14 protein-coding genes are annotated in these 14,618 nt (G+C 68.0%); 5 read left to right on the forward strand and 9 right to left on the reverse strand.

The genetic code is table 11. The features are described from left to right. Positions 1–4 precede the first annotated feature (4 nt). On the reverse strand, positions 5–1,516 hold the full coding sequence (locus OG804_RS16935; protein WP_328387651.1) for a nitrate/nitrite transporter: 1,512 nt from the start codon (positions 1,514–1,516) through the stop codon (positions 5–7). 248 nt (positions 1,517–1,764) lie between these two features. Next, on the reverse strand, positions 1,765–3,024 hold the full coding sequence (locus tag OG804_RS16940) for an MFS transporter (RefSeq protein ID WP_442941548.1): 1,260 nt from the start codon (positions 3,022–3,024) through the stop codon (positions 1,765–1,767). Positions 3,025–3,089: 65 nt separating this feature from the next. Here OG804_RS16940 and OG804_RS16945 point away from each other — a divergent pair, with 65 nt between their 5' ends. From OG804_RS16945 to OG804_RS16960, 4 genes are all read left to right on the forward strand, one after another. Next, a complete protein-coding gene (locus OG804_RS16945; RefSeq protein ID WP_328387653.1) occupies positions 3,090–3,758 on the forward strand; it encodes a FadR/GntR family transcriptional regulator in 669 nt (222 codons plus the stop codon). Positions 3,759–3,964: 206 nt separating this feature from the next. Then, the gene (locus OG804_RS16950) at positions 3,965–5,455 is read left to right on the forward strand and encodes an MFS transporter (RefSeq protein ID WP_328387655.1); all 1,491 of its coding nucleotides are present in this window, start codon (positions 3,965–3,967) and stop codon (positions 5,453–5,455) included. Positions 5,456–5,883: 428 nt separating this feature from the next. Continuing rightward, a complete protein-coding gene (locus OG804_RS16955; protein WP_328387657.1) occupies positions 5,884–6,015 on the forward strand; it encodes a hypothetical protein in 132 nt (43 codons plus the stop codon). A gap of 243 nt (positions 6,016–6,258) precedes the next feature. After that, on the forward strand, positions 6,259–7,182 hold the full coding sequence (locus tag OG804_RS16960) for an MFS transporter (protein WP_328387659.1): 924 nt from the start codon (positions 6,259–6,261) through the stop codon (positions 7,180–7,182). On the opposite strand, the gene OG804_RS16965 is transcribed toward OG804_RS16960, so the two are convergent. The 4 genes from OG804_RS16965 to OG804_RS16980 all read right to left on the reverse strand — a co-directional run bounded on the left by OG804_RS16965 (position 7,103) and on the right by OG804_RS16980 (position 11,244). Continuing rightward, positions 7,103–7,654: a substrate-binding domain-containing protein gene (locus OG804_RS16965; protein WP_328387661.1), complete on the reverse strand. Its 552-nt coding sequence runs from the start codon at positions 7,652–7,654 to the stop codon at positions 7,103–7,105. The two genes, OG804_RS16960 and OG804_RS16965, sit on opposite strands and share 80 nt — an antisense overlap. Positions 7,655–7,835: 181 nt before the next feature. Then, positions 7,836–8,690, reverse strand: coding sequence for a TIGR02569 family protein (locus OG804_RS16970; protein ID WP_328387662.1), 855 nt, complete (start codon positions 8,688–8,690; stop codon positions 7,836–7,838). Positions 8,691–8,835: 145 nt separating this feature from the next. Then, a complete protein-coding gene (gene moeZ, locus OG804_RS16975; RefSeq protein ID WP_328387663.1) occupies positions 8,836–10,017 on the reverse strand; it encodes an adenylyltransferase/sulfurtransferase MoeZ in 1,182 nt (393 codons plus the stop codon). A gap of 177 nt (positions 10,018–10,194) precedes the next feature. Beyond that, positions 10,195–11,244, reverse strand: coding sequence for a DUF3152 domain-containing protein (locus OG804_RS16980; RefSeq protein WP_442941549.1), 1,050 nt, complete (start codon positions 11,242–11,244; stop codon positions 10,195–10,197). A 230-nt stretch (positions 11,245–11,474) separates the two neighbouring features. Here OG804_RS16980 and OG804_RS16985 point away from each other — a divergent pair, with 230 nt between their 5' ends. Further along, positions 11,475–12,131, forward strand: coding sequence for a TetR/AcrR family transcriptional regulator (locus OG804_RS16985; RefSeq protein WP_328387664.1), 657 nt, complete (start codon positions 11,475–11,477; stop codon positions 12,129–12,131). 73 nt (positions 12,132–12,204) lie between these two features. Here OG804_RS16985 and OG804_RS16990 read toward each other — a convergent pair whose 3' ends face one another. The 3 genes from OG804_RS16990 to OG804_RS17000 form a co-directional block, all read right to left on the reverse strand. Next, entirely contained in the window at positions 12,205–12,432 is a 228-nt protein-coding gene (locus OG804_RS16990) for a DUF3107 domain-containing protein (RefSeq protein ID WP_328387666.1), read from the reverse strand. Positions 12,433–12,550: 118 nt separating this feature from the next. Continuing rightward, positions 12,551–13,252, reverse strand: coding sequence for a ferritin-like fold-containing protein (locus OG804_RS16995; RefSeq protein ID WP_442941551.1), 702 nt, complete (start codon positions 13,250–13,252; stop codon positions 12,551–12,553). Positions 13,253–13,293: 41 nt separating this feature from the next. Continuing rightward, a complete protein-coding gene (locus OG804_RS17000) occupies positions 13,294–14,433 on the reverse strand; it encodes an alpha/beta fold hydrolase (protein ID WP_328387670.1) in 1,140 nt (379 codons plus the stop codon). Positions 14,434–14,618 lie beyond the last annotated feature (185 nt).

The following is a 14,618-nucleotide window of genomic DNA, read 5'->3' on the forward strand; positions in this document are numbered from 1 at the left end:
GGTGTCAGCGGCTTGCCGACGGCCGGGCAGACCGGGATGCGGTGGGCCGGGCGGGGATACGGGAGCCGGATTCGGCCCGGCGGACCAGGGCCTCGGCTTCGGCGACCACCTCGCGGTCGCGGGCCGGGGCGCCGGGACGGCGCAGGAACACGGTCCAGGTGACCAGGGCGCAGGCGATATAGAACCCCATGAACACCCAGAAGGCGGTGGTCGCGGACTGGGTCGAGGAGTAGGACGACCGCAGGACCAGGTTGATACCGACGCCGCCCAGGGCGCCGACGGCGCCGACGAAACCGATGAGCGCGCCCGAGGTGTTCTGCGCCCAGGCGGCGCGATCGGCGGGGCGCGCGTCCAGGCCGCGGGATTTCGCGTCGAAAACCGACGGGATGATCTTGGTGACCGAGCCGTTGCCCAGGCCGGACAGGATGAACAGGGCGACGAACCCGGCGACCAGGGTCACCAGCACCCCGCCCGAGGCGCCGGTGCTCGAACCGTCGGCGACCGTCGAGGCCACCGCGACCAGCACGGCCGCGAGCATCATCGCCACGAAGGTCCACAGGGTCACCCGGCTGCCGCCGATCCGATCGGCGAGCTTGCCGCCGTAGGGGCGGGCGATCGAGCCGAGCAGCGGTCCGATGAACGCGATCTGGGCGGCGTGCAGAGCCGCGTGCGCCGCGGTCTCGCCGCCGGTCACGAAGCTGATCTGCAGGATCTGGCCGAAGGCGAAGCTGTACCCGATGAAGGAACCGAACGTGCCGATGTAGAGGAACGACACCGCCCAGGACTGCGGCACCTTCAATGCCGTGAGCATGTAGGACAGATCGGCCTTCTGGTTCGGCAGGTTGTCCATGAACAGGGCGGCCCCGAGTCCGGCCAGCACCACCAGCACCAGGTAGGTCGCGCAGATGACCGAGGCGTACTGATCGCCGAGCGTGGCGATGACCAGCAGGCCGAACAGCTGGATGACGGGGACGCCGATATTGCCGCCGCCCGCGTTCATGCCCAGGGCCCAGCCCTTGAGCCGCTGCGGATAGAAAGCGTTGATGTTGGTCATCGAGGAGGCGAAGTTGCCGCCACCCAGACCGGCGAACGCCGCGACAACCAGATAGGTCGTATAGGAGGTGCCGGGCTGATTCACGAAGTAGAGGGTGAGCACGGCCGGAACCAGTAGCGCGGCGGCGCTGAACACCGTCCAGTTGCGGCCGCCGAACCGGGCGGTCGCGACCGTGTAGGGGATGCGCAGAATCGCGCCGACCAGGGTGGGCACGGCGACGAGGAAGAACTTGCCCGCCGCGTCGATCCCGTAGGTCTCGGTTGGCATGAACAGCACCATCACCGACCAGATGGACCAGATGGAGAATCCGATGTGCTCGGCGACGACCGACCAGATCAGATTGCGCGTGGCGATCTTCTTACCGCCGGCTGCCCAGGCCGCGGTGTCCTCGGCGTCCCAGCGTTCCAGCTTCGGCCGCCGGATCGACGCTGCGAAAGCGCGGCTTTCCGTCTGCGTGCTCAAAAGGGCCTCCCAACGTGGTTCGACCCAACGTTAGGAAACGGGTATTGCGGCAATGCTGCCCAGAATGACCGTCGAATCAACGGTTTCTCACGCGGTTCGAGCCGGTCAGGTGAGAAGACCGCCGATGTTAACTCGTTGTCACATCAGCGTTTCCGTCGATCACGAAGTGCCCATTTTCGCCGCCGGCCGCGGTGAGGGCTCGGTCCGATGATGACCCGCGTCACTGCCGGCCGCAACTCGGGCGGGCTTCAGCGCCCCGCCGCGCCGTCCTCGAGCATCCGCGGTTTGCAGGCCTGCCAGGCGCCGATCAGCAGCACCAGGACCGCGACGCAGAGCAGCGCGAACGGCGCCGTCCACCCGTGGGTCGCCGTGTGCAGCATGCCGAACACCACCGGTCCGATACAGGCCAGCGCGTAACCGACGCCCTGCGTGAAGCCCGAGAGCGCCGCCGACCCGGCCGGTGTCCGGGTGCGCAGATTGATGAGGGTGAGTGTCATCGGGAAGGTGCTGGGACCGAGGCCCAGGATCGTCACCCACAGGATGGGCGCGCTCATCGGCGCCAGCAGCAGCCCCGCGAAGGCCACGAGGAAACAGGCGGCACAACCCACGACCACCGGATACGGGTTCGCGAGCCGGGCCGCCACCGTGGGCGCGGTCAGCGCGGCGACCAATCCGACGAGCGCGAACAGCGCGACCATCGAGCCACCGAAGGCCGCGTCGGCGCCGGCGTCGGCGAGGATCGTCGGCAGCCAGGTGAACATCGAGTAGGTGGTCAGCGAGGTCATTCCGAATGTGGCCGCCATTCCCCAGGCCAGCGGCGAGCGCCACACCTTCACCGGCGGAGCGCCCGCGGCCGGAAGTGCCGTGTTGTCGGCCTTGTCGCGACCGCGGCGGGTACGCAGCACGCCGATCCAGGGCACGGCGGCCGCGAAACCGAGTAGCGCCCACACGCCCAGGGAGACGCGCCAGCCGTGCGCCTCGGCGAGCGGCACCGCGACCAGCGCGGGCAGCACGGTGCCGATCTGCACCATGGTGATGTAGAGCGCGCTCACGGTGGCCAGCCGGTCCGGGAAATAGCGTTTCACCAGCGGCGGGACCACGATATTGCCGATGCCCATCCCGCCGAGCGCGAGTGCGGAGAACAGGAGCAGTTCGGCCGTGCCCGAGACGAACACGCGGACCAGCATGCCGATGCCCGCGGCCGCCATGGCGGCCAGCACCGTCCGTTCCAACCCGAGGAAGCGGACCAGCAGCGGGGTCAGCAGACCCGTCACGGAGAACATCAGGGTCGGGATCATCCCGAATATCCCGACCACGGCCGTCGAGTAGCCGATATCCCGGCCGATGTCCTCGGCCAGGGGGGTGAACGCGGTGACCGCCACTCGGAGAGTGAGGGCGGACATGACGATTGCCGCGAGTACCAGCAGGCGTCCCTCGGTCAGCGAACGTTTGCGCTGCTCGAGGGAGGGATCGGCCGCATGGGTAGCCTCGGGCAGCGTCGCAGTCACCGAGAAATCATAGGATGACCCTATGAGTGGAGCAAGGGGATTGTGATCAGCGGTACTCTGTTGCGGTGCAAAGCGTCCGACGCACCAGTCTCATCGCCCAGGTCACCGAGCAACTCAAAGAGGATATCCGCTCCGGTCGCTGGCCGATCGGCACGCGAATACCCACCGAACCGGAATTGGCCGAACTCACCGGCACCGGCCGCAACACTCTGCGCGAAGCCGTGCAGGCGCTGGTCCATGCCGGAATGCTGGAACGGCGGCAGGGCTCCGGCACCTATGTCATCGCCACCTCGGAGGTAGGCGGCACCCTCGCCAAGTACTTCGCCGAAGCCGCCGAACGCGACGTCCTGGAACTCCGTCACGGGCTGGAGGCCACCGCCGCCGCGCTCGCCGCCCATCGCCGCGACGAATCCGATATCGCCACCCTGCGCCGGCTGCTCGAAGAGCGCAACAGCCTGTGGCGGGTGGACCGCACCGCCGCCATCGAGGCGGATGTGCAGCTGCATCGCGCGATCGTCGTCGCCAGCGGCAACGCGGTGTACATCGAGTTCTACGATCTGCTGCTCGGCAATATCGAATCGGTAACCCGTTCGCGCACCGATCGCATCAACCGCTGGTACTGCGCCGAACACCGCGAACTGGTGCAGGCCATCATCGAGGGCGACGCGGACCGGGCAGCCAAGACCACTCGCTGTTTCCTCGACACGCTGCTGGCCGACTACCCCGACCACTGAACGCGCGTTCCAACGACGTTAACGACCGATCACCCGGGTGTTCCGCGATCGTGAGCGGGATTTGTGGCGATCGTCATTGCGCGCTATTTCTTTGAAACACCGGACTTCTAGCGTTTTCTCACGTCACAACACCGCACTCGACTGCCCGGCTGCCGCGGCCGGGCGCCCCGATTCCGGGGCGTCGAGTCACGACGAGAGGGACGCCGATGACCGCGATAGTCGACACCGGCCGGCAATCACCCGATACGGCAACAGCCTTCACCCACCGGCGCCGCGGGCGCTGGATCGACGGGTGGGAACCCGATAACGAACGGTTCTGGGAATCCGGCGCCGACCGCACCGCGAAGAAGAACCTGCTGTTCTCCGTGTTCGCGGAGAATCTCGGATTCAGCATCTGGGTCCTGTGGGCCAGCGTGGTGACCGGTATGGGCGCCGCCGGATTCGCCTTCCTGGACGGACTCGGCAAAGGAAACCCGACCGCGGTGAGCAATGCGCTGCTGCTCACTTCCATTCCGACGCTGGTCGGTTCGACGTTGCGCATCCCGTACACCTTCGCCATTCCTCGCTTCGGCGGGCGGGCCTTCACGGCATTCAGCGCGGCGATGCTGCTGATCCCGACCGTGGGTCTGATCGTTTTCGTCAACCAGCCCGGAACACCGATGTGGGTATTCGTGATCCTGGCCGCGCTATCGGGTTTCGGCGGCGGCAACTTCTCGTCGTCGATGGCCAACATCTCGTTCTTCTTCCCGGACGGGAAGAAAGGCGCGGCACTGGGAATCAATGCCGCGGGCGGCAATCTCGGCGTCGCGCAGACCCAGCTCCTGGTACCGCTGTTGATCACCCTGGGCACTCACCTCACCGCACAGGACGCCGCCGGCTACCGGTTCGGCATCACCCTGTCGGTCCTGGTCTGGATCCCGTTCATCCTGGCCGCTTCGTTCAGTGCGTTGCGCTATATGGACAGCCTGTCCACCGCGAAATCCGACGGACGCTCCTACAAACTGGCACTGACCAACCGGCACACCTGGGTGATGGCCTTCCTCTATGTCGGCACCTTCGGTTCGTTCATCGGATTCTCGTTCGCCTTCCCCACCCTCATCAAAGCCAATTTCCCCGATCTGGCGAATATCGGCTGGATCACCACCATCGGCAACCTCGCCTTCCTCGGCGCCTTCGTCGGCTCGTTCTCCCGGCCGTTCGGCGGCTGGCTCTCGGACAAACTGGGCGGCGGCGCCAAGATCACCGTCATGGTGTTCGGCGGAATGGCGGTGGCGGTCGCGCTGATCATGACAGCGCTCGAGATGAAGAGTTTCCCGCTGTATCTGCTGGCCTTCCTGGTGCTGTTCGTGCTCACCGGAATCGGCAACGGATCCACCTACCGGATGATCCCGTCCATCTTCAGCGCCCAGGTACGGAAGCACACGGCCGACCACGGAATGACAGCCGCCGAATCGGCCGCTTCCGCGAAGCGGCAAGCGGGTGCGGCGATCGGGGTCATCGGTGCGGTCGGCGCGTTCGGCGGTTTCGTACTCCAGCAGGCGCTGCGCCTGTCCAACACCCACTTCGGCACCATGGCGCCCGCCTTCTGGGCCTACGCGGTGGCGTTCCTGGTGATGGCCGGGGTCACCTGGTGGTTCTACCGGCGCGCCTCGTTCGCGGTGGGCCGGGTCCCGTCACTGGCCTACGCCAACGTCTGACACTTCCCGTTCCTCCAGGAGCCGGCCGGTCCGAGATCGGCCGGCTTCCGGCGAATATGCGGGTCTACTTGCGGTTTCGTCAAGGGAGTTGATGGCGCCTCGGACCCGCAAGCGACGATGAGAACTATTGCGCGACAATGGAACTGGCCCGTGTCTGCAACGGTGATCCGGATTCGGCGGACGGGCGGGCGATTCTCATTCGACACTCGCGGCCCGACGGGATTCTTTAGCGACGCTAAAGTTGTCCTTACGCATCGGGCGTTGTTCGACGGGTCCGCCGACTGGCACTGTGTGAAGGGCGGCGAGCGCGTGGCGCTCGGACTTCGCCTGTTCACTCACCCGACTTTCCTTCTCCCGGCGGCCGAGCATTTCGCCCGCCGCCGGAGCACCCACCCGAACCCACCATGGCGACAGGAGATCACCCAGCCATGCTCGAACCCGCCGAGGCCGCCGCGCCGTCTGTGGCCGAATCCGAGCGGGCGGTCGCCGAGACATGCACACGCATGGCGGTGCACGCGGACCACCGCGAATCGACACTCCTGCGCTCCACTCCGTGGTGATGACCGCGACCTGGGACGACGGCAACAGTGTCACGCCCGCACAGGTAGCAGGCTCACGCTCCCGATAACCGCACTGCGCCGCCCTTCGGGGCCGGTTCTCACCCTGCCCCGCCGCCGACGGCATAACCGCGGTGCCACGGCACTCTCCGGTCTCGCAGCCGCCGGATCGCGGCCGGTCCATCAGTGGTCGCCCGGCCTCGAATCTTGGTTGCACGCCCGGTCCGAACGTCCCAGGAGTCGCTGATGAAAACCCTGCTCGCCCCCTCCGCCGCGGCCCGTCCCGCGGACCAGGGCGGATCGCCCGCGGTGCTCGGTGCGGCCCTGCTGGGCTTTTTCCTCATTACTCTGGACGCGCTGATAGTCACCGTCGCGTTGCCCGATATCGGCCGCAGCCTCGACGTCGGCATGTCCGGGCTGCAATGGGTCGTGGACGGGTACGCGCTGATATTCGCCGCGCTGATGCTCTCGGCGGGCGCCCTCTCCGACCGCATCGGGGCCCGCCGGGCATTCGGCGGCGGACTCGTACTCTTCGCGCTGGCGTCGGCCGGGTGCGGGCTGGCGCCGGGACTCGGCCTGCTGGTGGCGGCGCGGCTGGTGCAGGGAGCCGCCGCGGCGGTGGTAATGCCGGCGTCGCTGGCGATGGTCCGCCAGGGCTTCCCCGACCAGGCGAAAAGGGCGCAGGCGATCGCCATCTGGACTGTGGGCGGCGCGGTCGCGGTCGCGGCCGGGCCGGTGCTCGGCGGGGCACTGACCGCCACCGCGGGCTGGCAATGGATCTTCTTCATCAACCTGCCGGCAAGCCTGCTGGCCCTCGCCCTGCTGGTCCGGGTACCGGCCTCTCCGCGGCTGCCCGCGCGGCTGGATGTGGTGGGGCAGGTGACGGCGGTACTCGCGATGGGCGCGCTGATCTACGGAGTTATCGAGGGCGGCGCCGAGGGCTTCGGCCGACCGCTCACGGTCGGGTCGCTACTGGTGGCCGCGGCCGCTGCTGCCGCTTTCTTCGTGGTGCAGGCCAGAGGCGAGCACCCGATGGTCCCGCTGCCGCTGTTCCGCTCGCGAACTGTGTCGCTGATCGTCGGCTTCATGCTCAATGCCGCCTACTACGGCGGGGTGTGCGGCGGGGGAAGTATGCGTCGCGCCAGACCGGGGACACGCCGATCGCGGTGATCAGCGGCAGGAGGGCGAGGTCCTCCATCGACACCGTTTTCCGCACCGCCAGGTGGTGGGTGGCGGGCACTACGAGACAACGGGGCTCGGAGAACACGACAGGGCCGACGATGACGCCCGGCCCCACCACGGGAAGCTCGGCGACCAGCAGGTCGACCTCCTCGTTCCGCAGCGCTTCGACAGCGGCGTTGTAAGTGGCTTCCCGGAGCTCGACGACGCAGCGGGGATGGCGGGAGCGCAACTCCTGCGCAGCCCGCACGATGAGGTCACCGCACCAGGGGGCGGTGAACCCGACATGGAGCACACCGCTGATCCCCGCACAGGCCGCCGATGCGTTGTCGATGGCTCGCCGAATCTGCTGATACGCGGGCAGCAGCTCGGTGTGGATCTGGTACCGCTCCACCCCGACCCCCTCGAACCGTGGCCGCGGTTCACCTTCCGTAGCCGTATTGCGGTTCCTGTCAGGGCTCACAAACGAGCGAGAATACCGAACCACTTCGGGGTGGGGTCGGCCACCACAACCGAGGAACACGGCGCGATCGGGCGCCGCGATCAGGCGATGCGAAACGCAGGGTCGGCCACTCGGCACGGCGTCCCCCGCGGTGGATCCTGACTGCGGTCGCCGATTGGGGAGGAACCGGACCAACCGGGTCTCAGAGCAGGAAGCGCACCATGTCCGCCGTGCGCACCAGGCCGGGCAGCGCTTCCGGCGTCGATCGCGGATGCAGCACGTGCACCGCCAGCCGGAACATCACCGCACGCAACAGCATCTGCGGCCACTCGGGTAGATCGGACCAGCGTTCCAGCAGTCCGTCGTCGGCCCCGCCCCAGGACAGCGCGTCCACCACGACCACTCCCGCCGCCCACGCCGGCGGACGCCAATACGGTGTGAGATCGGTGAGTGCGGGTGTCAGCGCGCCCGCGAACAGCACAGTGCCGAACAGATCCCCGTGCACCAGTTGCGCAGGAGTGCGGACAGGTTTGCGCAGCGTGGCGAGCTGGCCGATCAGGTCGAGACTGTGGCGCCCGTCCGGCGAGTTCTCCATCACCGCGCCGGCCGCACGCAGGGTGCGCAGCGGCACCGCCTCCCACGCCGCCCGATCCGCGGCCACGAACACATCCACGTCCAGCCAGGGTGTCACCGGCGGCTGCGACAGGAACCTGGGCCGTTCCAGGTTCGCGGTGGCCTTGTGCAGCCGCAGCGATATCGAGATCACCTCGTCGTGCCGCGGTTCGGGAGCCCCCGGCATATAGGTGTCGCACCGCCAGCCCGACACCACGTACCGGCCGTCGGTGGCCCGCACCGGCCGGGCCAGCCGCAGCCCGTCCACCCGCAGGCTTTCCCGGACCTTCGCCGACCAGGCCGCCCGCGCATGGTCGGCAACGGGACTCAGGACCACATCGCCGAGGCGCCAGCCGCCTTCCCAGTCACCGAGAGCGACCGGGGTCAATTCACGCAGTCCGTAGGTGGCCCGCACATGCTCGGGAGGTTCGACAGTGGTGGTCACGGCGGTACCGTACTCCCGGCGCCGGGCCCCGACAGTGCGCCACACCGTGTCGTAGCAGTGCCGCGACACGCCGGAACCCGCCGGCCCGCGCCCGCCGCCCGCACGCGTTCACGCGCGGGTCGGCCGGCGCCGCGACCGAGGTCGCTCAGTACACCGGCAGCGAGGGATCCACCTGGTGAGCCCAGGCGATGACGCCGCCCTGCAGATGCGTGGCGTCGGCGAAACCGGCGCGCTTGAGCGCGGCCAGCGCTTCGGCGGACCGGACACCGGTCTTGCAGTGCAGCACGATCTTGCGGTTCTGCGGCAGTTCGGACAGCGCCTCACCCGAGAGGATGCGATCCTTCGGAATCAGGGTGGCGCCGTCGATGTGCACGATGTCCCATTCCACGGGCTCGCGGACATCGATGAGTTCCACGTCGCCGGCGTCGAGCAGCTCCTTCAGCTCGCGGGCGGTCACGGTCGAACCGGCGGCCGCGGCCTGCCCCTCGTCCGACACCACACCACAGAACGCCTCGTAGTCGATCAGTTCGGTGATCGGCTGACGCGCGGGGTCGCGGCGCAGTTTGATGGTCCGGTAGTTCATATCGAGTGCGTCGTACACCATGAGACGGCCCAGCAGCGGGTCGCCGATACCGGTGATGAGCTTGATGGCCTCGGTCACCATCACCGAGCCGATGGAGGCGCACAGCACCCCGAGCACCCCGCCCTCGGCGCAGGACGGAACCATCCCGGGCGGCGGCGCCTCCGGGTACAGATCGCGGTAGTTGAGGCCGCGACCGTCCGGCGCGTCCTCCCAGAACACCGAGACCTGGCCCTCGAATCGGTAGATCGAACCCCACACGTAGGGCTTACCGGCCAGCACGGCGGCATCGTTGACCAGGTAGCGAGTCGCGAAGTTGTCGGTGCCGTCGACGATCAGGTCGTACTCGCCGAACAGCTCCACCGCGTTCTCCGGCTCCAGCCGGATCTTGTGCAGCCGCACATCGATCCCGGAATTGATCTCCAGAATCGAATCACGGGCGCTGTCGGCCTTGGGACGGCCGATATCGGACTCACCGTGAATGACCTGACGCTGCAGATTCGAGGCGTCCACCTCGTCGAATTCGACGATGCCGAGTGTGCCGACACCGGCGGCGGCCAGATAGAGCAGGGCCGGAGAACCCAGCCCACCGGCGCCGATCACGAGCACCTTCGCGTTCTTCAGCCGTTTCTGCCCGTCCATCCCGAGGTCGGGAATGATCAGGTGGCGGCTGTAACGGGCGACCTCGTCCCTGGTCAGCTCGGCGGCAGGCTCTACAAGTGGGGGCAGGGACTGCGGTGATGACACGTCTTCGAACTCCTCGTATCGAAATAGCCGGGTGCGGTGTGCGCGGGCGCGCCCTGTCCGGCCGGGGATCGGTATCCGCCACGGCCTCCAGGCGCACCCACACCGGCGTAGGTTCCCTGTACAACGCCGGTGCGGAAAGCATTCTTCCCGGCCGTCGCCGCCCATTCGCGGCCGGGCTCAGCCGCGTGGATACGGCCACGGGTTGAAGCGGCAGGTCTTCCCGTCCATCGGCACGACCCCGGTCGGGTCCAGTGCCGCGATCTGGTTGTTGGCGGTGCCGAAGGTCTGCTGCATCATCACCGGAGCCAGGCCGCCCTCGCTCTCACACGGCTGATGCGCGTGGTACCCGATGGCGTGACCCACCTCGTGGTTGACCTGGTACTGCCGATAGGAGCCGATATCGCCGTCGAAAGCCGGTGCCCCGCGCACCCAGCGCGCCTCCGACAACACCACGCGACCCTCATCGGAGTTGTAGCAGGACGAATCGATCGGGATATCGAAACCGCACGCCTTACGAGTCGTCTCGCGGGCCGTCAGCGAGATCCGGAAATCCGGCTCTCCGTGGTCGATCCGCTGGAACGCGAACTTGCGGTCGTGCACCCAGCTCTTCGGGTTGCCGAGGGTCGATTCCACCATCCGGGCCACGGATTCGTCGCCGCCGAAATTGCGGGTATCGATACCGTTCTCGATTTCGACGGTGTAGGTGAAGGTGAACTGCTCGCCCGCACCGGCCCGCTCGGAGGTACCCGGGACGATCCGCCATGTGCCCTTCCCGGTCTCGGTGAACTTCCCACCGGCGGGCAGTGCCCCGATCGGCAGATCCGCCGGAAAAGTGCCGTCGCCGGGCGGCGCACCGATGACCCCGGCACTGGCCGGCGGCGGCCCGAGCGTGCCCAGACGGGGATCGGCGGGATCCGCCGGCGCCCCCGATCCGGCGCGCACCGCGTCGAACACCACGAACACCGTCAGCGCGACCAGCACCGGCAGCGCATACACGCGCCAGCCGTATCGGGTGGCGGAAAACCGCAGCCGACGCTTCGTGCGCCCGGCCGCTACTTCCCGGGCCGCCGGCGCCGGATCCCCGACGGGATCCCGGCGCGCGGCCAGCGGTTCCCGGGGTTCGTCCGCGCGCGACGTGGCCGCTCTCGCGGCGACCGCGAGGTCTGAATCCTGGGGGCGGTGCGCGCTGCGCCCGCCGCCGGAGGGGTTTTCCGGTCGGTCGGTCACAGTTCCAGACTCTCACAGGCCCCCATAGGGGCCACAATGGAAGTACCCGCAACAGTCGGCAAACCGGCTCGCGCGCGGGCCGCCCTCCGGGATTCCTGTACGGCACCACGCAGATCGGAGCCGGTCGGCGGTTCACCGACCCGGGTCGGCAACAGCACCGGAAGCGAGTATGGTGCTCGAAAGACCCGGTACACACCCCTTTGCCGGGGAATCGACTGGGAGATCCGAATATGACCGACCTCGTGGACCGGATGACGTCCCGCCCGGCGTCCGGCACCGCCCCCAAACGTGGCACCCGGCTTCCCCGCGACGAACGACGCCTACAGCTACTCGCGGCTGCCAGTGAGATTTTCGTACTACGGGGCTACCACGCCGCCGGTATGGACGAGATCTCCCAGTGCGCGGGCGTCAGCAAGCCGGTGCTCTACCAGCACTTCACCAGCAAACTGGAACTGTATCTGGCAGTCCTGCAGAACTATGTCGACATGCTGGTGTCCAGTGTGCGCCAGGCGCTGCGCTCCACCACCGACAACAAACAGCGCGTCCGGGCCGCAGTCGCCGCGTACTACGACTTCGTGGACAACGAGATGCAGGGCTTCCGCCTGGTCTTCGAATCCGATCTCACCAACGAACCCCAGGTCCAGCGCCGCGTCGAACAAGCCACCGAGGCCTGCGTGGACGCGGTCTACGACCTGGTCGCCCACGACTCCGGCCTGGACCCCTACCGGGCCCGCATCCTCGCCGTCGGCCTGGTCGGCGCGAGCCAGTTCACCGCCCGGTACTGGCTCGAGGCCGACCGCCCGATCCCCAAGGACGATGCCGTGGACACCACCGTCGCACTGGCCTGGGGCGGCCTCAAACACGTCCCACTGCATCCGATCGGCTGAGACATCGGATCGACCGAACACGACGAAGCCCCTGCCCACCGGGCAGGGGCTTCGAGCTTCTGCGGGCTCGGCCTCAGACCGCCGCGAACCCCACCCGGCCGCCGGTCGCGGCGCCGATCTCCACGTAGGCGACCTTGGCGGCCTGGATCAGGTATTTGCGGCCCTTCTCATCGGCCAGCGCGAGTACCCCGCTCTCAGCCCCCAGCGCCTCGGAGACGAGGGTCTCGACCTCGTCCGGGCTCTGCGAACTGGCAATGACGAGTTCGCGCGGGCTATCCGAAATACCGATCTTGACCTCCACGGCCAACCTCCGAACCTAGAGTCCTGTGTTGTCCCGACAAGGCTAGTTGAGCCCGGGCACGACCGGTACACAGCAGGGGTGCGCTGTCAGCGTAATGGTGCTCATCGATCCGAGCGGTCTACAGACCCAGCACGGACATCCGCTCCGCGTGCGCTGTCTGCATCCGGTCGAAGAGCGTGGCGATTCCGTTCAGGTCACCCGTCGCCGCCAGCACGAGTTCGGTGAGTTCGTCGCGCTGGGCCATTACGTACTGCGCTTGGGTGATCGCCTCCCCCAGGAGCCGCCGACCCCACAGGGTGAGACGGTCGCGTTCGGAGCGGCTCGTCGCCACCGCGCGGCGCACTTCGTCGATCACGAATTCCGAATGCCCGGTGTCGGCCAGTACATCGCGCACGACGGCTGCCACGTCGGGGCTGAGGGCCCCGGCGATCTCGCGGTAGAAATCGGCGGCGATACCGTCACCGACATGGAATTTCACCATCGACTCGAGCCAGGTGGACGGGTCGGTGGAGCGGTGGTAGTCGTCCAGCGCGCCGGTGTACGGCGCCATCGCGTCGTACACGTCGGCGCCGCGCGCGGTGAGAGCCGCCTCGAGCCGTTCGAAATGCGCGAGTTCGGCCGCTGCCATCCGGGCCACCGCGACCTTGCCGCGCAGCGACGGGGAGAGCGTGGCTTCCTCGGCCAGTCGGTAGAACGCGGAGACCTCACCGTAGGCGAGCACCGCGAACAGATCGGTCACGCCGGGGTGTTCGGCGGGGATGGGTGAAGAGGGCATATCGCTCGGTATAACACCCCACGCGGCGGGTGACTGTGCTCCCATGGAACTCCAGCGTAGTACGCCGTCGGCGGGGGACGCCGCGGTCAGGCTGGTGTGGTGAGGAATTTGTCGAGATAGGTCCAGGTCGTGGCACGGGCGGAGGCGCCGGCGAGGATGCCGAGATGTCCCCCGGGCGCGGTTTCGTAGTGGACCGCCCGCGCACCGGTCAGCGTGGACACCCCGTGTTCGACCGCACGGGCCGGCGTGATGACATCGGAGGGTCCGCCCACCAGCAACACCGGCGCGGTGATATCGGCCAGCCGGATCTCGCCCTTTCCGAAATCGACGACACCGCGACCGATCTCGTCGCGCAGCACCAGGCGGTTCCACAGCTGCTGGTACACACGACCGGGATAGCCGGGCATATCGGCCATGAAACGGTCGATCGCCTCCATCCGGGCCAGCGATTCGGTGCGGGCCAGATTGCTGGCGACGAACCAGGGTCGTTTGACCTCACGGTCCCACGCGGTGATGCGGTATCCGAGCCTCGTCAGGGGGGCGGGCACCCCACCCACTGCGCGCAGGGCGGCGCCCACGACGGCGCCGGTGCCGGTGAGCCGTGCGGCGGCGGCGAGTTGCGGGGTCATCGGCATCGCGTTGTAGTTCAACGGGGCGCCGATGGCGGTGACGGACCGGATCGGCAGCTCGGCATCCGCGGCCGTCGTGAGCAGGGCCATCGTGCCGCCGAGCGACCAGCCCACCAGGTCCACGACCGGTTCGCCGCCGGCGGCGGCCCGGTCGGCGGCGGTACGGCGGATCGCCTCGGGCAGGATGTCGTACACCCAGTCGTCGAAACCCATCCGGCGATCGGCGTAGCTGATCTCGCCGTAGTCGATCACGTACGGGGCACGGCCGGTCTCCAGCAGGAACTCGGCCAAGCTCTGACCGGGCCGCAGATCGAAGCAACTGGCCGGCGCGGCCAGCGGAGGCACCAACAACACGCCCTGAGCGGCAGGGCCGGCCCCGCCGCTCAGCAGGGTCGATTCGAAACGGCGCAGCTGGCGATGCGGTTCGTCCCAGAGCACCGTGGTCGGCGTCGGCCGGCGTCCTTCTACGCCGTCGCCGAAGGTCAGTGCCCAGACGTTGCGTGCGGCCCGCTCGACGGCCCGGGATAGTCCGCCATCCGGATCGACCGCTCGGACGGCACGATCGGCCAGGGCGATACCTCGGTCTGCGATGCTCACGGCACGAATCTCTCATACACGTGTACGGCGGTACCAGCTAAGCCGAGGCCGGACGCCCACGGTGTGTGCCGAATCACCTTCGGGGCATCTCGGATTCCGGGGCCGCGTGGATAGTCCCCACACCGGGTGAAACACTCTGCCGCACAGGCCCGCTCACCTGCGCCGGAGAGGGAAACAAACAACGT

The sequence above is a fragment of the Nocardia sp. NBC_00416 genome (assembly GCF_036032445.1).
Classification (GTDB): Bacteria; Actinomycetota; Actinomycetes; order Mycobacteriales; family Mycobacteriaceae; genus Nocardia.